Here is a 19443-nt window from a genome sequence, read left to right as displayed (position 1 = left end):
CGATGACGACAGTGGGAGTCCTGCGCGAGACGGCCGGCCGCGAACGTCGCGTGGCGCTGACCCCGGACGGCGTGGGGCGCCTGCGCCGCGGCGGTGAGTTCCGGGTGCTGGTCGAGGCGGGTGCGGGGCGTACGGCCTGGTTCGGCGACGACGCGTACGCCGAGGCGGGCGCCGAGATCGGGCCGAGACAGCAGGTGTACGACGAGAGCGACGTGCTCGTGGTCGTGCGGCCGCCCGACGACCTGGCCGCGCTCCCGGCCGGGCGGATCCTGATCGGGCTGCTCGACCCGCTCGGCGATCCGGCCCTGGCCGAGATGCTGGCCGGCCAGGGCGTCACGGCGATCAGCCTCGACCTGCTGCCGCGCACGCTGAGCCGGGCCCAGCCGATGGACGCGCTCACCTCGCAGGCCAATGTGGCCGGCTACAAGGCGGCGCTGCTGGCGGCCGAGGCGTACGGCGGGTTCTTTCCCATGCTGGTCACGGCGGCCGGCACGTCGCGGCCCGCGCAAGTGCTCGTGCTGGGCGCCGGTGTCGCCGGTCTGCAGGCGATCGCCACCGCCCGGCGGCTGGGCGCGCTGGTCACCGGGTACGACGTCCGCGAGGCCGCCCGGGCCGACATCGCGTCGACCGGGGCCGCGGTGCTCGAGCTGGGGGAGGGCCAGAACACCGAGGACGGGTACGCGCGGCAGCTCGCCGAGGACGAGGCCGCTCGGCAACTAGCGGCGCTGACCTCTGCCGTGCCCCGGTTCGACGTGGTCATCACGACGGCCAAGGTGCCGGGCGGCCGTTCGCCGCTTCTGGTGTCGGAGGAAGCCCTGGCCGCCCTGAAACCGGGCTCGGTGGTGATCGACCTGGGCGGCAACGTGGCCGGCGCCTCGGACGACACGCGGGCGGTGACCGAGCACGGCGTCACCGTGATCGGGGCGCCGAACCTGGCCTCGACCGTCCCCGTGGCGGCTTCCACGGCGTACGCGAGAAACGTCGTCGCCCTCGTAAGCAGCCTGATGCCCGAGGGGCGTCTTATCAGTGACAGCGCCGACGAGGTGATGGCGGCGGTGCTGCTGACCCACGGCGGCGACGTCGTGCACCCCCGGCTGCGTGACCGTCCGAAAGCGAAGGAGAGCCGATGAGCCCGCTGCTGCTGGCCGACCTGACCGTCTTCACGCTCGGCCTGCTCGTCGGCTTCGAGGTGATCAGCAAGGTGCCGGCCACCCTGCACACGCCGCTGATGTCGGGGGCCAACGCCATCCACGGCGTCGTGCTGGTCGGCGTCATGCTGCTGGCCGCCACCATCTCCACCCCGGCCGGCTATGCGCTGCTGGCCGTGGCCGCCTTCTTCGCCGCCATGAACGTGGCCGGCGGCTACGTGGTCACCGACCGCATGCTGGCCATGTTCCGGAGCCGGTCGTGAGCGCCTTCGACACGATTGTCCACCTGATCTATCTAGCCTGCGCCACGGCGTTCGTTGTCGGGCTGCACCTGATGAATGCTCCCGCCACGGCCCGGCGGGGCAACCAGGTCTCGGCGGCCGGCATGGGCGTGGCGATCCTGACGACGGTGGCCGTGCTGATCGACGGCGGGCGGATCAACGCGTACGCGGCCTGGGCGCTCGGGCTGGGCTCGGCCGCCGGGGCGGTGGCCGGCCTGGTCGCCGCGCGGGTGGTCCGGATGACGGCCATGCCCCAACTGGTGTCGCTGTTCAACGCGGTCGGCGGCGGTGCGGCGGCGCTGATCGCGCTCGGCGAGCACCCGGCCACGACCCAGGCCGAGGTGACCGGCGTGCTCGACGTGCTGATCGGCGCGCTCACGTTCAGTGGGTCGCTGATCGCCTCGGGCAAGCTGGCCGGGCGGGTGCCGGGTCGGCCGATCATCGTGCCGTACGGGCGGCTGATCTCGATCGGGCTGGCCGTCGTGGCGGTGGTGACGGCGGTGCTGGTCGTCGGCTTCGACGGCGGAGCGCCCGCGCTGTGGGGTGCGGCCGCGGCCGCGCTGGCGGCCGGGGTGCTGCTCACGCTGCCGATCGGCGGGGCCGACATGCCGGTCGTGATCTCGCTGCTCAACGCGTGCACCGGCACGGCGGTGGCGATGGCCGGTTTCGTGCTCGAGAGCACGCCGCTGATCATCGCGGGGGCGCTGGTCGGCGCGGCCGGGGCGATCCTGACCAAGCTGATGGCCGACGCCATGAACCGGCCGATCGGTGCGATCATCGCGGGTGGCTACGGCACGGGCGACGCGATCGCGGTAGCGGCCGGGGCGGGCTCGTCGTCCGTCCGCGAGATCACCGCCGACGACGCCGCGATCCAACTGGCGTACGCGGGAAGGGTTGTCATCGTTCCCGGCTACGGCCTCGCCGCCGCGCAGGCTCAGCACGAGGCCGTGGCGCTGGCGCAGGCGCTGACCGAGCGGGGCGTCGAGGTGTCCTACGCGATCCATCCGGTGGCCGGCCGCATGCCGGGGCACATGAACGTGCTGCTCGCCGAGGCCAACGCGCCCTACGAGCAGCTGGCCGACCTCGAAGAGAGCAACCCCGGTTTCCCGCGCACGGACGTGGCGCTGGTCATCGGGGCGAACGACGTGACCAACCCGGCAGCGCGGCGACCGGGCAACCCGGTGTCGGGCATGCCGATCCTCGACGTCGACCGGGCCAAGAGCGTCATCGTGATCAAGCGGTCGCTCGGGCACGGGTACGCGGGCATCGACAACGAGCTGTACGCCGACCCGCGTACGGCGATGTTGTTCGCCGACGCCAAGGCCGGGCTCGGCGCGCTGCTGGCGGGCCTGTCCGCGTACGCGAGATAGATCGTTTCCTTGACATCGAAAGATCCGATTGAAACTCTCGGTGGCGGATTGCTCACCCTCCGCCTATCGGGAGTGCCGCCGTGCAGAGTCCGCAGATCGCCGCGTTGCTCGAAGATCTCGATGCGCTCGACGACTTCTGGTCGAGGGTCACGGCGTCGGGCACCCCGCTGGTCGAGCCGTGGCGTGACGGCTCGCGCCTGGTCACTTTTCTGTGGCGGGGCGAGGCGCGCAGCACCAAGGTGTGGTGGGGGCTCGACGTCCCGCTCGAGCGCATTGCCGGCACCGACCTCTGGTACGCGACGCGAGTGCTGCCCGCCGACCTGCGCACGGTCTACTGCATCGCGCACGACGACGAGAAGGCCCTCCCCACCCGCGACGACGGGCAGGGCAAGAGCCACATCGACGCCGCCAACCCCGACCGCTACTTCTTCCCGGGCGAGCCCGGCGACCCGGACGACCCCGATGCCTGGGTCTCGCTGCTCACGCTGCCCGACGCCCCCGCCGAGCCCTGGGTCGAGCCGCGCCCCGGCGTGCCGTCGGGCACGATCGTCGACGCGCCGCTGTCCCCGCCGGTGGCTGTTTACCGTCCGGCCGGCGTCCCCACCGAGGGGCTGCCGGTGCTGGTCGTCTTCGACGGCTGGATCTCGCGGACCGCCCAGCGCATCCCGACCATCCTCGACAACTTGATCGCGGCGGGCGAGATAGCGCCGGTGGTGGCGCTGTTCGTCAGCAACTACGGCGCCACCCGCGACGCCGACCTGACGCCCGGCTCCGAGCACGCCCGCTTCATCACCCACACACTGCTGCCGTGGGCCCGCACCGAACTGGGCGCGGGCGCCGACGGCCGCGCCAACGTGATAGCCGGCTGTTCCCGCGGCGGCCTGGCCGCGGCCGGCATTGCCCTGAGCTCCCCGGACAGCTTCGGCGCGGTGATCAGCCAGTCCGGCAGCTTCTGGTGGCCGAGCGAGAACCCGGGCGGCCTGGCCCGGCAGGTGGCGCGCCAGCCTTTGGCCGACGTCCGCTTCTACTTGGACGTCGGCATCCTCGAAACCAAGCCGCTCGACGGCGACGGCCCGACCCAGATCGACGTCAACCGAGCGATGCGCGACGCCCTGCGCGACAAGGGCTACTCGGTCGCCTACGCCGAATACTCGGGCGGCCACGACTACGTGAACTGGCGCCGCACCTTCGCCGACGGCCTGATCGCCGTGGCCGGCGTCCACGCATCCTGACCCGGGCCGGCACGCCACCACCCGGCTATCAGACGCGGCCGACTTGGCCAGCGCCGCCGTGTCGTGGTCGCCCGGGCGCGGGACGGACCCGGGCCGCTCGGAGTGGTTGGCCCAGCGTGGTTGCCCGGGCGCGTTGCCGAACCGAGTAGCCCGGAGCGATCCGGTCCGGCTATGCGGTGGGCGGCACGGACTTCCGGCGGGATCGCAACGGTCGGCGTCGCCGCTCGTGGTTAGCGCGGGCGGGCGTTGGCTGGGTCTTCCCGGGCGGGATCGCGCCGGTCGGTGTCGCCGCTTGTTGGTTAGCGCGGGCGGGCGTTGGCTGGGTCTTCCCGGCGCAATCGCGGCCTTCCCGGCGCAATCGCGCCGGTCGGTGTCGCCGCTCGGCAGTTGGCGTCGGGGTGTCGTTGGTCCGGCCTAGCGGCGGAATTGTGTCGGTGTCGCCGTTTTGGTGGTTGGCGTGGGCGTGCGTCGGCTCGGTCTCCCGAGGGAATCGCGTCGGTTGATCTCATCGTATGGTGGGTCGTCGGCGTGAGGCCTTGTGCGGGGCTCGCGTTGGGGCGATTTCGGGGAGGTCGGTCGTCATGAGCCGGGTTGAGACGCTGGGGTCGCTGTGGCAGGCGTGGGCGGCTCAAGGTGAGGCGCTCACCGCCGAGCAGTGGGCGGCTTCGACCAGGCTCGCGCCGTGGGATGTGCGGGCGTTGTTCGCTCATGCTTCGGCCTGGCCGCGCTGGCTGAGCTACATCGTCACCCAGGAACGTGACACGCCGCCGACGCACGCGTCCGCGGCGGCGCTGCTCCGGGACTTCAACTTGCCCGACGGCGCCGCGAACCTTTCACGGCAGACGACCGCCGACAAGGCGGTGGCCGACGCCGGCAAGTACACGACGGCGGAGATGATCGCGTCGTACACCGAGGTGGGCCCGCGGGCGCTGAGCGCGGCCCACGACCTCGGAAACGTGGTCGTCAACTACTTGGGCATGGCGAACCTGCACCTCGACGAGGCCTTGAGCATCGGCATCCTCGAGGCCACCGTCCACATGCTCGACCTGCAGCGCGCTCTGGAACTCCCACCCTCGGTGCCGGCGGACGGCCTGGCCTTGACCACGGCCGTGCTGACCGAGGTCGCGGATCCCGTCGCCTTCATCGAGGCCGCCACGGGACGCACAACGGATCCCGTCTTCCCTGTCCTGACCTGACTGCCCGACGTTCAGGTGATGGCTAGGACCGTCACGCCGGTGAAGATCAGGGTGGCGCCTAGTGCGGCGGCTTTCGTTGGTTTCTGGGCGGAGAATGCGGTCATCGCGATGACGAAGAGGATGCCGGTCTCGCGCAGGGCGGCGACGGCCGGCACGTCGGCCGTGGTGACCAGGGACAGGGCGGCCAGGGTGAGACCGTGGGCGGCGAACGAACCTAAGCCGATGATCAAGGTCGTGGGACGGAACTCGGTCCTGATCGCGCGGGGGCGGGCCAAGGACGTGATGGTCACCAGGGGCGCCATCGTCAGCCAGAAGTACGTGGCCGGGTCGGCGTGCTGCAGGCCCAGCGAGGCCACGTACGTGTAGCAGGTTAGTGAGACCGCGACCGGCGCTGCGGCCAGGATCGAGCGGCGGTTTGCGCCCGAGGCGGTCAGGAAGATGCCGCCGCTGATGATCAGGATGCCGAGCCCGGACCAGGGCTGGAAGCCGACGGCGGGCAGGGTCACGAGCAGCACCAGCACGGGGGCGAGGCCGCGGGCGATCGGGTAGGCCGCGTGCACGGGGGCGCGGGCGTAGGCGACGTTGAGCAGCAGGAAATAGGTGACCGAGAAGCACGCCGAGACCGCCAGGTAGCCCCAGGCGGCGTCGTCCACCTGCCACCGCGACAGGGCCAGCGGCGTCCACGCGACGAAGCCGAGCGCGTTGCTGGCGATGGTCACGTCGAACCCTTTGGGCGCACCGGCGAGCAGAACGTTCCACAAGGCGTGCAACAGCGCGGACGACAGCACTAACCCCAGCGCGAGCGGCGGCAGCCCCATCCCGCCAGTCTGTCCGGCGGCCGTCGCCCGGACTGTCGGCGATCTGCCATCCGCTGGCTGCGCGGTAACGCGGACGATGCCTGGGCGTTGCCGTCGGCGGCGCGCAGAAGGACAAGGCGCACAGGGGCGAGGCGCAGAGGCGCACGGCGCGGAGGGGCGAGGCGCGGAGGGGCAAGGCGCAGAGGGCGAGGCGCACGGCGCAGAGGGGCGAGACGCGGAGGGGCGAGACGCGGAGGGGCGAGACGCGGAGGGGCGAGACGCAGAGGGGCGAGACGCAGAGGCGCACGGCGCGGAGGGGCGAGGCGCAGAGGCGCACGGCGCGGAGGTGCAGGGCGCAGAGGGACAGATCGCGCCGCGGCGGGTCGGCTGCGGACATTGCCGGCGCGATGTGTCCCGGGAGATGGCTACTCATAGAGTGGGGTGGATGGAGATCCTTTCGGGCGGCATCAACGAAGTGGTTCGCGTCGGGGATGTCGTGCGGCGGCCGGCCGGGGTGTGGTCGCGGAACGTGCATGCTCTTCTGCGGCATCTGGAGGAGGCCGGGTTCGACGGCGTTCCTCGTGTTGTGGCGGAGGCGGCCGACGGGTTCGAGTACTTGTCGTTCCTGGCCGGGGACGTGTCGAACTATCCCGCCACGCCGGCGGCGGCGTCGCTGGAAGCGTTGACCTCGGCGGCCGGGTTGCTCCGCGCCTATCACGACGCGACCGCGTCCTTCGCGGCTCGGGCACCGCTCGACGGGTGGCAGGTGCCGGCCCGCGAACCGGTCGAGGTCATTTGTCATGGCGACTTCGCTCCGCACAACTGCGTCCTGACTGGCAACCGGGTGACCGGCCTGATCGACTTCGACTTCGCGCACCCCGGCCCTCGCCTGTGGGATGTGGCCTACGCGGTCTACCGCTGGGTTCCGCTGACCGCGCCGGCCAACGCCGACGGCTTCGGCGCCACGTCGGACCAGGCGGCCCGTCTACGCCTGTTCTGCGACACGTACGGGCTGGAGGCAACCGGCCGAGCCGAGCTCATCGACGCCGTGGCGGCCCGCCTGCACGCGCTGGTCGACCTCATGCGCGCCGAGGCCGCGGCCGGCAACCAGGCCTTCGCCTCCCACCTGGCCGACGGGCACCACCGCCTCTACCTCTCCGACGCCGACTACGTGCTGGCCCGCCGGTCGATCTTCGAGGATCACCTGCTGCGCGGCTGAGAGGGCCCGATGGCCCCGCCCAACCTGTCGACCTCGAGTGCCGGGCAAGCTGGCTCAGGCGTTGATCTCCAGCGGCGGGGCCGTAACGTTCTGTCGTCGGTGGTCGGTCTCTGGATGACCGAGACGATCGGTGGAGGACGGTGGTGGCTGTCCGGCCCTAGCATGCGCGGATGCCCACCAACTTGATCACCATTGTTCGCGACCCCGACACCGCCGACCTCCTCAAGGCCTATTTCGCTGAGACGGGAACCACCTACACCGGGCGGCGCTTCGAGCGACTCGGCGGCGGCGGTGACCGCGGCGACATCCGCGACGTCATCACCGCCACCGATCTGGTGGCCGTGGAGATGCTGGGAGTGCAGGTGCCGCCGGAGGTCTCGATCAACATCCTCGAGGGACCGCTCGGCCGGGAGCTCTCCGACCTCCTCAGGCAGGTGCCGATCGGTGTTGATCTGGGCGAGGGCCGGGCCGCCGAGGAAGTCGAGGACGACTCGCCCGCGAATCTGGCCTGGCGTCGTCTGAAAGAGCAGAAAGGCGTCGGTGCAGTCATCGCCGGCAAGATCCTTGCTCGCAAGCGGCCCCGGCTGCTCCCGGTGTGGGATCAGGTTCTCTGGTGCCAGTTCGGCCGCCCCGAGGCTGTTTGGAAGCAGCTCCAGAACGCATTGAGCGTCGACGGCGGCGTCTTGCGGAAGGAACTGGGCGAGCTGAGGGACCGCGCGGCCCTGCCCGCCGAGATCAGCCTGATCCGGGTGCTCGACGTGGTGCTGTGGATGCGCCACCGTCCCGAGCACAAAGAACGCAACTGTCCGGGATACGACACGGTGACGTTCGTCTGATGCCAGAGCCACGGCTGTTCCTCGATGTGGACGGAACGCTGCGTCCGTTCCGGGACCGTGGCACGCGAGGCGGCAGCGACGACGCAGCGGCGGCTCGATCCGGCGGACGGTGAACGGCTGCTCGGCCTGGGATGCCGCCTGGTCCGGGCCACCACCTGGATGAGCGAGGCCAACGAGGTGATCGCCCCGCGGCTCGGCCTGGCGAAACTCCCGCTGGTCGCCTGGCCGGACGAGGACCACTCACCCGTCCGGGATCCGCAGTGGAAGACCGCTGCGCCGGGCCGGCGGCCGCCCGGTCGGCCGGCTCGACGAGGAGATCACCCACGACGGTCGGTGGTGGGTGGCCGAGGCGCACCCGGCCACGTTGCTGCAGCGGAGGCGACGGACTTTCGGGCTGTGCGGGACTGGGTTCCACTTTTGAGGTAGGCGGATCGGATAGCGGGCCCGGTGGGGTCGGGGGATAGCCCGGGGTGGCGCCTTGTTCGTAGCGTGAGGGGGTCGCGGCGGACCGCTACGGAGGTGACTGGGTGGTGAGACGGCTCAAATGGGGGCGTATCGCCTCGGTGAGCCTGGCTGCCTTCGTCGCCTGGGCCATGACCGGGCAGGCCTCGGCGCTGGTGAAGTCGCAGGCCGCGCAGGCCGTGGGTGACGGTGGCGAGGCGGCTGTGGTGCGGGTCGAGGCGGATCGCGGGTTTCTCGACGACGGGCTCGCCTGCACAGGCACCTTGATCGCCCCGCGCTGGGTGATCACGGCTCAGCACTGTACGAACCTGGACCGCCGCCCGGGCCGGCCCTACCGGGCTCGGGACGTGGTGGTCCGGCCGTCCGGTGACGAACGCTGGGCGGTGGCCGCCGTCTGGCGCATGGGCGGCTACGACGAGCAGAGCCTGGCCAACGACGTCGCGCTGCTCGAACTGGCCGAGCCGGTCACGACGGTGAGCCCGGCGCGCATCGCGGCCCGGCCGGCGTCGACGGACACGAGCGCCGACGTGTACGGCTTCGGCGGCACGCCCGCCCAGCACACCGGCCGGGTGCGGGTCACCAGCCTGGCCGCGGTCAACAACGGGCCGTGCCTGTTCCCCGACCGGGGGCTGGCCTTCGTGACGTCCGTCCACGGTGGCTCGTCGCCGGGGGACAGCGGGGGCCCGATGTTCGTACGGCGTAATGGCGCACTGGAACTGCAGTCCGTCACCTCGGGCGCGGCCGACCGGGTGAGCTGCCAGGGTCCCGACCTGGCCAAGCGCCCGCAGTCGTGGGTGGGCATCTACAACCGGGTCGACCGGGACAGTGCGGCCTGGGCCTTCATCTCGGCCCACGTGCCAGCGGCCGGGTAGGCGGATCGGCTGGAAAGGCACCCCCAACGCGAGGGGGTGCGCGGGGTGGGTCGGACGATTCCGCCGCGGCCGCCCCTCTTCATAGCGTGGATGCGGCACATCGAGCTTCATGATGAGCCGGTCGCCGGCACCACGGGAACCGGGGTCGCGACCGGCCGGCCGGGGTGATCGCCGCCGGGGGAACGCCGGTCCAGGCGCGCGGCGGCGGTCACGTGCCGGGGTGGGCGGGCAGCGGGGCGGCGGCCCGCCCACCAACGGCCGGCTTCCGGGCCCCCACGAGTGGCACGCGCTGGGGATGATGGTCGGCATGGACTTCGCGACCGCGCTCGGATCCCTGTTCACTCCGGAGGGTCGCCACGACCCGTATCCGGCCTACGACGTCCTCCGCGCCCACGCGCCCGCGTTCCTGGCTCCGGACGAGCGCTGGTACGTCACCTCCCACGCCCTCGTGAACCGGCTGCTGCGCGACCCCGGCCTGCGCCTGGCCGACGCCCGCGACTACGACCAGTTCTGGCCCGACTGGCGGCAGAACCGGGGCGTCGCCTCCGTCGTGCTGTCGATGCTGCAGTCCAACCCGCCCGACCACACCCGCGTCCGCCGGGCCGCCGCGGCCACCTTCACCCCGCGCCGCATTGCCGCCATGCGCGAGGTCATCGCCGGCCAGGCCGAAGAGCTGATCAAAGCCATGCCCGCCCACGCCGACTTCATGACCGCGTTCGCCTACCCGCTGCCGATCGCCGTCATCACCGCGCTGCTCGGCGTGCCGGAGAGTGACCGCGCCTGGTTCCGGCAGCGCGCCGCCGACCTGACCGTGGTGCTCGAGCCGATCAGCACGGTCGACGAGATGGATCAGGCCGATGCGGCCGGTCGCGACCTCGAGAACTACTTCATCGGCCTCATCGCCGAGCGCCGGCGGGAGCCGAAGGACGACCTGACCAGCGCGCTGGTCGCCCAGGGCGAGAGCGGCACGCTCACCGGCGAGGAGCTGCTGGCCAACCTGGTTCTGCTGCTGGTGGCCGGCTTCGAGACCACGGCCAACCTGCTCGGCATCGGCCTGCATCTGCTGCTGCGGCGCCCGGCCGAGGCCGAGCGGCTGCGCGCCGACGCCGAGCTCGCGCCGGCCTACGTCGAAGAAATTTTGCGGTACGACTCACCGGTGCAGCTGACGTCGCGGTTCGCCACCGAGACGCTCGACCTGGACGGCGTGATCGTGCCCGCCGGCGCCGGCCTCACCATGATGCTGGGCGCGGCCAACCGGGACCCGGCCCGCTACGACGACCCGCACCGCTTCGACCCGGACCGCCCGAACGTCCAGCCGGTGTCGTTCGGCGGCGGCGCCCACTACTGCCTGGGCGCCCCGCTGGCCCGGCTGGAGGCCCAGGTCGCCTTCCCGCTGCTGCTGACCATGCTGCCCCGGCTGGCCCTGACCGGCGACGCCGAGTACCGCGACCGCCTCACCCTGCGCGGCTTCGCGACGCTCCCGGTGACGACCGGCTGAGCCGCACCTCGCGGTAGCCGCGCAGCACGAACGTGGGCCGGTTCACCGGCTCGGCCGCGAGCTCCACCTCGTACTCGAGAAGGGCCCGCAACCCGGCCTGCAGTTCGATCCGGGCGAGCGGCGCCCCGAGGCAGAAGTGCAGCCCCGCACCGAATCCGAGGTGCGGGTTCGGGTCCCGGCCGACGTCGAAGCTGTCCGGGGACGCGAACACGGCCGGGTCCCGGTTCGCCGCCCCGAGGAGCGCCGCGATCTTCGCGCCGGCCGGGATCCGTACGCCGGCAATGGTCACGTCAGCGGCGGCGGTCCGGACGAACATGTGCAGCGGTGAGTCGTACCGGATCATCTCTTCGCCCGCCGGCGCGACGAGCGACGGATCGGCGCGCACCCGGGCCAGCTCGGCCGGATGCCGCAGCAGCGCCACCATGCCGCCGCCGAGCGCGTTGACCGACGCCTCGTGCCCCGCGTTGAGCAGCAGGATCGCCGTGGCGACCAGTTCGTCGCCCGACAGCACCGGAACCAGGTGGCTGATCAGGTCGTCGCGGGGCGAGGCGGCACGCTGCGAAGCCAGCCACCGCAGGTAGTCCGCGAATTCCCGGCACGCTTCGAGCGCGGCCGCCTCGACCTCGGCGGTCCGCGACACCTCGTACATCCGCACGATGGCCGCCGACCACGGCCGCAACTTCGCCCGGTCCGGCGACGGGACGCCCAGCAATTCCGCGATCACCGTGACGGCCAGGGGCTCCGCCACTTCGGCCAGCAGGTCAAATTCCTTCCCAGTTCCCCGTACGAGTTGACTGGCCGTTTCCGCGACGGCGGGCCGCAGCCGGGCGACGTGCCCGCGCCCGAACGCCCCAGCCACGATCGACCTCAGCCGGGTGTGGACCGGCGGCTCGTTCTCCATCATCTGGTTGCGATGCAGCAGGTTGAACGGCTCGTAGACCTCGGCCGGCTCCCGGTCGACCCAGAACCGCCCCAGCCGCCGGTCGCGCAGCACCGCCGACGCCGCCGCGTGGCTGGCCGCCAGGAACTGCCCGGTCGGCTCGTGCCACGTCACCGCCCCCTGCTCCCGCAGCCGGGCCAGCCCCGGGTACGGGTCCTGGATGAACGCGTGATCCGTGAAATCGACCGCCACCGGGACATCTTGAACGATCGGCGGAGGCCGGGCTAGCGTGACTGATGGCTTCCGCCGAGGACGTCCGAGCTGTTGCGGCCGGCTATGACCCCGATCCGGCCCGCTCCTTCTCCTTGCGCTCCCGCGCGTACACCGAACCGGAATGGCTCACCGCCGACCTCGCGGGCATTTTCCGCCGTACGTGGCAATGGGTCGGCCACCACGAACAGCTCGCCGCCCCCGGCAGCTATGTCGCCGCCGAGATCGCGGGGATGCCGATCGTGGTCGTCCGCGACCGGCAGGGGCAGCTGCGCGCCTTCTACAACGTGTGCCGGCACCGGGCGCACGAGCTGCTGTCCGGCGCCGGGCGGGTGGCCAACATCGTGTGCCCGTACCACGCCTGGGTCTACGACCTGACCGGCAAACTGAGCGGCGCCCGCCGGGCCGACCGGATGGAGACGTTCGACAAGTCGCAGATCTGCCTGGACGGCGTACGCGTCGAGGAGTTCGGCGGTTTCGTTTACGTCAACCTCGATCCGGCCGCCCAGCCGCTGGCCGAGCAGGCGGGCGACCTGCTGGCCGAGATCCGCACGTGGGCGCCCGACGTCGACCGGCTCACCCACGCCAAGCGGCTGACCTACGACATCAGGTCGAACTGGAAGAACGTCGTCGACAACTTCCTCGAGTGCTACCACTGCCACATCGCCCACCCCGAGTTCGTCGACCTCATCGACATGGCCACCTACGAGGTCAAAACGCACGGCATCTGGTCGAGCCACTTCGCTCAGGGCAGCGAGGGCGAGAACGACGCGTACGACGTCTCGGGCGCGACGGTCAACGAGCACGCCGTCTGGTGGCTGTGGCCGAACACCTGCCTGCTGCGCTACCCGGGCCGCGGCAACTTCATGGTGCTGCAGATCATCCCGGCCGGCGTCGACCGCACCCTCGAGACGTGGGACTTCTACTTCGAGACGGCCGAGCTCGACGAGGCCGAACTGCAGTCGGTCAAGTACATCGACGAGGTGCTGCAGCAACAGGACATCCGCATCGTCGAAAGCGTGCAACGCGGCATGGCCACGCCCGCCTTCGACCAGGGCCGCATCGTGTACGACCCCGACGGCGCCGGCCTCTCCGAACACGGCGTCCACCACTTCCACGGCCTGGTCCTCGACGCGTACCGCCGCCTGGCCGGAATCTGAGCACCTCTCCCGGATACCGGTAAATCCTCAGCAGATGCCCCGTACGTGCCGATCTGAGTTCTTGCGGAGCAGAACCGGTTCAAAGCCGGTTCAAAGCCGGAGCAGAACCGGAGAGGCACGGGGTATGGGACTGGTCGGGGCGTTCGACAACCGCTCGCTGCGGACGAAGATCGGGGCGGCAGTGCTGGCCGGGACGCTCAGCGGGGTGCTGGTCGGCGTCGTCGCGCTGGTCACGCTGCGCGGGCAGAACAGCGACGCGGCGGCCGCGCAGCGCGAGACCATCGCCGTCTCGACGGCCACCGGGGAGTTCGCCAAGAACATCGAGGCGTTCGGCGGCAACACGTCGGCGGCCCGGCTCTACCCGGCGCTGCGGACCGTGATCGAGCAGAACATGGAGACCAACAAGGCCGCCATCCAGGACTGCCTGAACCGCCTGCGCAAGGCCTTCGAGGGGGACGCGCCGGCCACCGCGGTGGTCGACAAGGCGTCCGCCGACTGGGAGGCGTTCCTCGACTTCCTGCAGACCGACTCGAGCGGGGCCTCGGCCGCCCAGCTGCAGAAGGTGCTGGAGCAGTACAACACGCTGTACGCCGCGCTCGGCGCCGACCAGGCCGCGCTGGGCAAGCTGGCCCAGGACCGCTCCGAGGCCGCCATCCACACCGCCGAGTCGGACACGTCGGCCGCCGTCTGGACGATCGCCGTGCTGCTGGCGCTCGGCGTGCTGGGCAGCCTGCTGCTTGGGTTCCGGGTCGCGGGCCGGGTGCGTAACACCGTGCGCGAGGTGGCCCGGGTGGCCGAGGGGCTGGCCGAGGGCGACCTGACCCGAACGTCGGGCGTGACCGTCCGCGACGAGGTCGGCCTCATGGCCGGCGCGCTCGACCAGGCCATCGGCCGCCTGCGCGAGGACGTCGTCACCCTGGCCGGCAACGCCTCCACCCTGCACGCCGCGGCCGGTCAGCTGACCTCGGTCTCGGGCGCCGTCGACTCGGCCGCCTCCGACGCGTCGGTGCAGGCCGGCTCCGTGGCCGCCGCGGCCGACGCCGTCTCGAACAACCTGCAGGTGGTCTCGGCCGGCTCGCAGGAGATGGGCTCGGCCATCCGCGACATCAGCGTCTCGACCACCGAGGCGTCCGAGGTGGCCGTGCAGGCGGTCGAGGTCGCCTCGGCCACCAACGCCATCGTGGCCCGGCTGGGCGAGTCGTCGAGCGAGATCGCCTCGGTCGTCAAGACCATCACCGCGATCGCCGAGCAGACCAACCTGCTGGCCCTGAACGCCACCATCGAGGCGGCCCGGGCCGGCGAGTCCGGCAAGGGCTTCGCGGTGGTCGCGGGCGAGGTGAAGGACCTGGCCCAGGAGACGGCCAAGGCCACCGAGGACATCGCCCGCCGGGTGCAGGCCATCCAGAGCGACACCGGCGGCGCCGTGGCCGCGATCGGGGAGATCTCCGCGATCATCGAGCGGATCAACGGCATCCAGATGACCATCGCCTCGGCCGTGGAGGAGCAGACCGCCACCACGCAGGAGATGAACCGCACCCTGTCCGAGGCCGCGTCGGGCGCCGGCAACATCGCCGCCACCATCGGCGGCGTCTCCGAGGCGACCCAGCGCACCACGGCCTCGGTCGGCGAGACCCGGCACGCGGCCGACGACCTGGCGACGACCGCGAGCCAGCTCCAGTCGCTGGTGTCCCGCTTCCGCTACTAGGACCGGGACGTCCGTACGGGCTAGTGCTCGAAGGCGTGGGCCATGGAGGCCTGCTCCTCGAGCACTTCGCTGATCCGGGCCTGCACGGCGTCCAGCTGCGCGATCGTGTCGCTGGTGGTCCGGATGCCCGAGGCCACCGACTCGGCGCTGGACTGCAGGGCCGCGATCTGCTCGGACACCTTCTTGGTGGCCTCGGCCGTCTCGCGGGCCAGTTCCTTGACCTCGCCCGCCACGACGGCGAAGCCCTTGCCGATCTCGCCGGCCCGGGCCGCCTCGATGGTCGCGTTGAGGGCGAGCAGGTTCGTCTGGTCGGCGATCGACGAGATGATCTGGATGACGTCGCCGATCGCGGCCGACGCGTCGTTGAGCGCGGCGACGTCGCCGGTCATGTCGGAGGCCCGGCTCACCGCGTCGTCGGCCACCCGGCTCGCGTCCGAGGTCGCCGTACGCAGCCGGGACACCGTGTCGAGCAGGGCCCGGGCGTTGCTGGCGGCCGTCTCGGCGCCCCGCACCACGTCGAGCCGCTGCGACACGAGCTGCTGCACGTTGCGCAGCGCGTCCATCCGGGAGTCCGAGAGCTCGACGTACTCGGTGGTGAAGAAGTCCATCGTGCCCACGATGCGGTCGCCGCTGGAGATCGGGAAGCAGACCCCGGACCGGACGCCGGCCCGCTGCGCCGCGGGGGCCCGGACGCAGTCGGTGAGCTGACCGATGTCGCGCACGAAAACGAGGTCGCGAGCCCGCCAGGCCCGGCCGGACAGGCCCACGCCCTCGGCGAACGTGGCGGCCAGGGTGACCTTCTTGAACTCCTCGCCGGCGTCGCCCGACTCCACGCAGAACCGCAGCACGTTGTCCTGCTCGTCGATCTGCCAGTACGAGCCGTAGGCCCAGTGGAAGGCCGTGCGCACCGCGTCCAGGGCCGACCGCAGAGCGACCGACGAGTCCGACGTGTGCCCGAGCGCGGCCACCACATTGGTGACGGCGAGCCGGTCGTCGGCCACCTGGCGGGTGTAGTACGCGGTCAGGGCGGCCACCCGGGCCTGCTCGGCGACCCGGCCGATGGCGCCCCACTTGCTGATCAGGGCGGCGTCCGGCTGAACGTCGGCGGCGGTGTAGTACTCCATCACCGCCGTGGCCCGGCCGTGCTGGACGATCGGGACGGACGCGCCGGCCCGCGCTCCGCCGCGCAGCGCCGACGCCAGCCGGGGGTCGCCGGCCGCGCCGCGCTCGTTCACCCAGACGGCGTTGCCGCTACGGACGGCCTGCTGCACGATGTTGGCCGGGCCGGGCACGCTGAGTTTGCCGGCCAGCTTGCCGCACTCGAACTCGAGCCGGGGCTGCCCCTTGTCGATGAGCCAGACCGCCACGTACTCGAGGTTGTAGAACTCGAGGTAGGTGGAGGCGTAGATGCGCCAGCTGCTGGCCTCGTCGGTCGCCGACTCGAGGTTGTTGACCAGTTCTTCGAGCGCCTCGATGTCGCGCGGAGGAGTGCGCTGCGGTGCGGGCTCGTCCACCGCACGCTTGCCGAACAGACCCATGATGTCAGGTTACGGAGTGTTATGCGGACTTTACGGCACTATCGCAAAACATCGACCCCGGCCGGGAGGAGATCGGCGACGGCCAATACGGTGCGTGCCCATGGGTGTTCGTGACTTCTTCTCGGCGACCCGCTCGCCGCGGCGCGCGGGCGACAAGATTCAGCGCGGGGTATCGGTGTTCGTCGTGGGCGGGCTGCTCGCCATGACCCTCGTTTCGGTGCTGCTGGCGCTGGCCAGCCGCGACGGCGGGGCCGGTGTCACCGCGTTCCTGCTGTTCGTGGCCGCGGCGGCGGTGGGGGCCGGGCTCGGCTTCCTGTTCGGGCTGCCCCGGGCCCGGGCGGCCGAGGCCAGCGAGGCGGCCGCCAACGACGGGCGGGCGGCCACCTTCTATCTGACCAACTCGAACCTGATCAAGGTGTCGGACTGGCTGACCACCATCGTCATCGGTCTCGGCCTGGTCAACCTGGGCAAGGTGGTGCCCAGCCTGCGCAGCCTGGCCGGAGCCCTGCAGGCGCCGCTCGGAAGTACGGCGTACGCGGGCGCAGTCGGCATCTCGGTCTTGATCATCGGCCTGCTCGCCGGGTTCATCCTGAACTACCTGTGGACCAGCATCCGCGTCCGCGAGCTGCTGGAGGAGGCCGAGCGGCAGAACCAGCAGACCGTGCCCGACCTCAGCAACCAGACGCTGGGCGAGGCCAGGCAGGCCGCCAGCCGCAGCAACGTGACGCTGCTGGTGCCCGACGGCGTGCCCGACAACGCGCTGGTCACCCGGCAGGCCGTGCCGCCGGGCGCGACCGTGCCGAGCGGCACCGCGGTGGCCGTCAGCACGGTCGAGATGCCCGACCTCAGGCCGTGAGTTCGCTCAACGCGTCGGCGAAGATCGCATGGTGGCGTTCGACGTCGGCCGTCGTGGTCTGCGGCGACATCAGCGCCATGTTGTGGAACGGGGTGAGCAGCACGCCGCGGTTGGCCAGGTAGACGTGCAGGAAGTCCTCGAGCTCGGCGTCCGCGGCGGCGGCCGACTCGGTGCCGTTGCGCGGGGCCGGGTCGGCGAACCGGTATTCGACCCGGGCGCCCAGCTGACTCACGGACCACGGCAGCCCGTACCCCTCGATGATCTTGCGAAGCCCGGTGGCGAACGCCGTGGCCGTGGCGATCATGCCGTCGAAGGCCGCCTCGGTCAGCACCTGCTCGAGGCAGGCCCGCGCGGCCGCCATCGACACGGGATTGCCGGCCAGGGTGCCGCCGACGCCGCCCATGTCGACCAGGTCGAGGTCCGTACGGCCGAGGATCGACTCGGCCAGCTCGGCGCTCAGCCCGTACCCGCCGATCGGGATGCCGCCCGCGATCGCCTTGCCGATGGTGAGCACGTCGGGCGCCAGGTCCCAGGCCGCGGTGGCCCCGCCCGGACCGGCCGAGAACGTGTGCGTCTCGTCGTTGATCAGGTAGGTGCCGTACTTGCGGGTCAAATCCCGTACGCCGGCCAGGTAGCCCGGCTCGGGCAGCACGATGCCGATGTTGGTCAGCGCCGGCTCCATGAGCACCGCCGCCACGTCCCCGTGGGCCAGCTCGAGCTCCAGGCCGGCGAGGTCGTTGAACTCGGCGACCCGGCTCGTCTCGGTCACATCGACCGGCGCGCCGACGTTGCCTTCCCGGCTCACGCCGCGCCCGTCCGGCCCGACGACGATCAGCGACTCGTCGACCGAGCCGTGGTAGCAGTAGCTGTTGACCAGGATCTTCGGCCGCCCGCTGACCGCCCGCAGCAGGCGGATGGCCCAGCGGTTGGCGTCGGTCGCGGTCAGCGCGAAACTCCAGTACGGCAGCCCGAAGCGCCGGCTCAGCTCGGCCCCCACGGCCGCCGCGTCCTCGGTCGGCATCATCGTGGTGGCGCCGCCCAGCGTGGCCAGCCGGTGGTTCACCGCCTCGACGACCGGCGCGGGGGAGTGCCCGGCCATGGCGCCCGTGTCGCCCAGGCAGAAGTCCAGGTATTCGTGGCCGTCGACGTCGCTGATCCGGTTGCCCGCCGCCCGCTCGAAGTAGACCGGGAAGCCGGCCGCGGTCTTGTTCATCCACGTCATCGGCACCCGGCCGAACAAGTGGTCGGCGCGCTGGTAGGCCGCCGCCGACCGCGGCCGCCGCTCGGCGAAGACAGTGCGCTCACGGTGGGCCAGCCCCGCCAGCAGCGAGCGATCAACTCCGGATTCCGTCGTCATGGCGAGACGCTACCAACGTTCCCATCTGTCACGCGAGCCCCGGCAAGTGAATCCGTAGGTCATTCCGCGAACAGCGCCCGGGCCGCGCCCGCCGCCACGAGCTCGGGCATGCCATGGCGGGGCGACGGCCGGCGGTAGTGCAGCGAGAGGACGCCGTGCAGGGTTCCGTACGGGTCGAGCAGCGGATACGAGTAGACGGCCCGGGTGCCGGCGGCCCGCACCGCGGCGCGCGTGGGGCGGTCGACGAAGATGGGGCTCCGCAGTACGTCGTCGACCAGCACGGCCTCGCGGGTGGCGGCGGCGACGGCGCAGGCGGTGACCCGGTCGCTGCCGACGATGCCGAAGAAGGCCAGGAAATCGTCGTCGAAGCCGCGCTGGGCCTCCAGCCGCAGGGTGGCCGTCGCCGGCTCGTAGCTCTGCAGGTCGCAGAAGTCGGCGCCGCCCGCGGTGAGGGCCGCCTCGAGCACCGCCTCGGCGATGGTGGGCCGGTCGGCCACGGTCAGGAAGTCGGGGTCGAGGAAGGCCAGCCCGCCGTGGCCGGCCCGGCGGCGCAGGTGGGAGATGAGCCGGCGGCGGGTCTCGGCCACCTCGACGTCGATGGCGCGCTGCTGCAGCCGGGCCCGCATCTCGGTGACCTGCAGCCCGATCCGATTGCGCTCAGCCTCGGCCCAGCGCAGGCCGGCCTGCGCGCGGGCGAGTTCGTCCGGCTGGACCTGGAAGCCCATACCCCGATGCTTCCCGGGCGGGCAAGGCTCGTCCAGCGTTG

At 71.7% G+C, this 19443-nt stretch carries 17 protein-coding genes; 12 read left to right on the top strand and 5 right to left on the bottom strand.

Going from position 1 to position 19443, the window contains the following annotated elements; genetic code table 11:
- Positions 1-2 precede the first annotated feature (2 nt).
- From OWR29_RS36460 to OWR29_RS36440, 5 genes are all read left to right on the top strand, one after another.
- The gene (locus OWR29_RS36460; protein WP_267568042.1) at positions 3-1130 is read left to right on the top strand and encodes an NAD(P) transhydrogenase subunit alpha; all 1128 of its coding nucleotides are present in this window, start codon (positions 3-5) and stop codon (positions 1128-1130) included.
- Positions 1127-1411: an NAD(P) transhydrogenase subunit alpha part 2 gene (locus OWR29_RS36455; protein WP_267568041.1), complete on the top strand. Its 285-nt coding sequence runs from the start codon at positions 1127-1129 to the stop codon at positions 1409-1411. Before OWR29_RS36460 ends, OWR29_RS36455 begins: the two co-directional genes overlap by 4 nt.
- A complete protein-coding gene (locus OWR29_RS36450) occupies positions 1408-2799 on the top strand; it encodes an NAD(P)(+) transhydrogenase (Re/Si-specific) subunit beta (protein ID WP_267568040.1) in 1392 nt (463 codons plus the stop codon). Before OWR29_RS36455 ends, OWR29_RS36450 begins: the two co-directional genes overlap by 4 nt.
- 80 nt (positions 2800-2879) lie before the next feature.
- Entirely contained in the window at positions 2880-4031 is a 1152-nt protein-coding gene (locus OWR29_RS36445) for an alpha/beta hydrolase-fold protein (protein WP_267568039.1), read from the top strand.
- A 581-nt stretch (positions 4032-4612) separates the two neighbouring features.
- The gene (locus OWR29_RS36440; RefSeq protein ID WP_267568038.1) at positions 4613-5227 is read left to right on the top strand and encodes a maleylpyruvate isomerase N-terminal domain-containing protein; all 615 of its coding nucleotides are present in this window, start codon (positions 4613-4615) and stop codon (positions 5225-5227) included.
- 11 nt (positions 5228-5238) lie between these two features.
- Here the strand turns inward: OWR29_RS36440 and OWR29_RS36435 are convergent, their stop codons facing one another.
- Complete coding sequence (locus OWR29_RS36435; protein WP_267568037.1) at positions 5239-6045, bottom strand: hypothetical protein; 807 nt, start codon at positions 6043-6045, stop codon at positions 5239-5241.
- A 424-nt stretch (positions 6046-6469) separates the two neighbouring features.
- Between OWR29_RS36435 and OWR29_RS36430 the strand changes: the two genes are divergently transcribed.
- The 4 genes from OWR29_RS36430 (at position 6470) to OWR29_RS36415 (ending at position 10911) form a co-directional block, all read left to right on the top strand.
- A complete protein-coding gene (locus OWR29_RS36430) occupies positions 6470-7243 on the top strand; it encodes a phosphotransferase (protein WP_267568036.1) in 774 nt (257 codons plus the stop codon).
- Between the two features lie 170 nt (positions 7244-7413).
- Complete coding sequence (locus tag OWR29_RS36425; RefSeq protein WP_267568035.1) at positions 7414-8079, top strand: DUF6308 family protein; 666 nt, start codon at positions 7414-7416, stop codon at positions 8077-8079.
- 527 nt (positions 8080-8606) lie between these two features.
- Complete coding sequence (locus tag OWR29_RS36420) at positions 8607-9413, top strand: trypsin-like serine protease (protein WP_267568034.1); 807 nt, start codon at positions 8607-8609, stop codon at positions 9411-9413.
- Positions 9414-9720: 307 nt separating this feature from the next.
- Positions 9721-10911 (top strand): cytochrome P450, encoded by a 1191-nt coding sequence (locus OWR29_RS36415; RefSeq protein ID WP_267568086.1) that lies wholly within the window; start codon positions 9721-9723, stop codon positions 10909-10911.
- Here OWR29_RS36415 and OWR29_RS36410 read toward each other — a convergent pair.
- Positions 10868-12043 (bottom strand): cytochrome P450, encoded by a 1176-nt coding sequence (locus OWR29_RS36410; RefSeq protein WP_267568033.1) that lies wholly within the window; start codon positions 12041-12043, stop codon positions 10868-10870. The two genes, OWR29_RS36415 and OWR29_RS36410, sit on opposite strands and share 44 nt — an antisense overlap.
- Before the next feature lie 44 nt (positions 12044-12087).
- Here OWR29_RS36410 and OWR29_RS36405 point away from each other — a divergent pair, with 44 nt between their 5' ends.
- The gene (locus OWR29_RS36405) at positions 12088-13221 is read left to right on the top strand and encodes an aromatic ring-hydroxylating oxygenase subunit alpha (RefSeq protein WP_267568032.1); all 1134 of its coding nucleotides are present in this window, start codon (positions 12088-12090) and stop codon (positions 13219-13221) included.
- 124 nt (positions 13222-13345) lie between these two features.
- Positions 13346-14926, top strand: coding sequence for a methyl-accepting chemotaxis protein (locus OWR29_RS36400; RefSeq protein ID WP_267568031.1), 1581 nt, complete (start codon positions 13346-13348; stop codon positions 14924-14926).
- 20 nt (positions 14927-14946) lie between these two features.
- Here OWR29_RS36400 and OWR29_RS36395 read toward each other — a convergent pair whose 3' ends face one another.
- A complete protein-coding gene (locus tag OWR29_RS36395; protein WP_267568030.1) occupies positions 14947-16464 on the bottom strand; it encodes a methyl-accepting chemotaxis protein in 1518 nt (505 codons plus the stop codon).
- Positions 16465-16564: 100 nt separating this feature from the next.
- On the opposite strand from OWR29_RS36395, the gene OWR29_RS36390 reads away from it, so the two are divergent.
- Positions 16565-17320, top strand: a complete 756-nt coding sequence (locus OWR29_RS36390; protein ID WP_267568029.1) for a PASTA domain-containing protein — start codon at positions 16565-16567, stop codon at positions 17318-17320.
- Here the strand turns inward: OWR29_RS36390 and OWR29_RS36385 are convergent.
- Together OWR29_RS36385 and OWR29_RS36380 are read right to left on the bottom strand one after the other, a co-directional pair.
- On the bottom strand, positions 17310-18677 hold the full coding sequence (locus tag OWR29_RS36385) for a transaminase (protein ID WP_267568028.1): 1368 nt from the start codon (positions 18675-18677) through the stop codon (positions 17310-17312). The two genes, OWR29_RS36390 and OWR29_RS36385, sit on opposite strands and share 11 nt — an antisense overlap.
- 59 nt (positions 18678-18736) lie before the next feature.
- Positions 18737-19402 carry a GAF domain-containing protein gene (locus OWR29_RS36380; RefSeq protein ID WP_267568027.1) on the bottom strand — a complete coding sequence of 222 codons (666 nt, stop codon included), beginning with the start codon at positions 19400-19402 and terminating at the stop codon, positions 18737-18739.
- Positions 19403-19443 lie beyond the last annotated feature (41 nt).

It is taken from the genome of Paractinoplanes pyxinae (genome assembly GCF_026626335.1).
In the GTDB taxonomy this organism is placed as follows: domain Bacteria; phylum Actinomycetota; class Actinomycetes; order Mycobacteriales; family Micromonosporaceae; genus Actinoplanes; species Actinoplanes pyxinae.
The sequence above is the reverse complement of the archived record's forward strand: the minus strand, read 5'-3'. Positions and strand labels throughout refer to the sequence as shown.

What these genes read in the sequence shown, in the direction of transcription:
- OWR29_RS36460 (WP_267568042.1), top strand. Translation starts at nt 3, where the DNA reads ATGACGACAGTGGGAGTCCTGCGCGAGACGGCCGGCCGCGAACGTCGC.
- OWR29_RS36455 (WP_267568041.1), top strand. Translation starts at nt 1,127, where the DNA reads ATGAGCCCGCTGCTGCTGGCCGACCTGACCGTCTTCACGCTCGGCCTG.
- OWR29_RS36440 (WP_267568038.1), top strand. Translation starts at nt 4,613, where the DNA reads ATGAGCCGGGTTGAGACGCTGGGGTCGCTGTGGCAGGCGTGGGCGGCT.
- OWR29_RS36435 (WP_267568037.1), bottom strand. Translation starts at nt 6,045, where the DNA reads ATGGGGCTGCCGCCGCTCGCGCTGGGGTTAGTGCTGTCGTCCGCGCTG.
- OWR29_RS36430 (WP_267568036.1), top strand. Translation starts at nt 6,470, where the DNA reads ATGGAGATCCTTTCGGGCGGCATCAACGAAGTGGTTCGCGTCGGGGAT.
- OWR29_RS36425 (WP_267568035.1), top strand. Translation starts at nt 7,414, where the DNA reads ATGCCCACCAACTTGATCACCATTGTTCGCGACCCCGACACCGCCGAC.
- OWR29_RS36415 (WP_267568086.1), top strand. Translation starts at nt 9,721, where the DNA reads ATGGACTTCGCGACCGCGCTCGGATCCCTGTTCACTCCGGAGGGTCGC.
- OWR29_RS36405 (WP_267568032.1), top strand. Translation starts at nt 12,088, where the DNA reads ATGGCTTCCGCCGAGGACGTCCGAGCTGTTGCGGCCGGCTATGACCCC.
- OWR29_RS36400 (WP_267568031.1), top strand. Translation starts at nt 13,346, where the DNA reads ATGGGACTGGTCGGGGCGTTCGACAACCGCTCGCTGCGGACGAAGATC.
- OWR29_RS36395 (WP_267568030.1), bottom strand. Translation starts at nt 16,464, where the DNA reads ATGGGTCTGTTCGGCAAGCGTGCGGTGGACGAGCCCGCACCGCAGCGC.
- OWR29_RS36390 (WP_267568029.1), top strand. Translation starts at nt 16,565, where the DNA reads ATGGGTGTTCGTGACTTCTTCTCGGCGACCCGCTCGCCGCGGCGCGCG.
- OWR29_RS36385 (WP_267568028.1), bottom strand. Translation starts at nt 18,677, where the DNA reads ATGACGACGGAATCCGGAGTTGATCGCTCGCTGCTGGCGGGGCTGGCC.
- OWR29_RS36380 (WP_267568027.1), bottom strand. Translation starts at nt 19,402, where the DNA reads ATGGGCTTCCAGGTCCAGCCGGACGAACTCGCCCGCGCGCAGGCCGGC.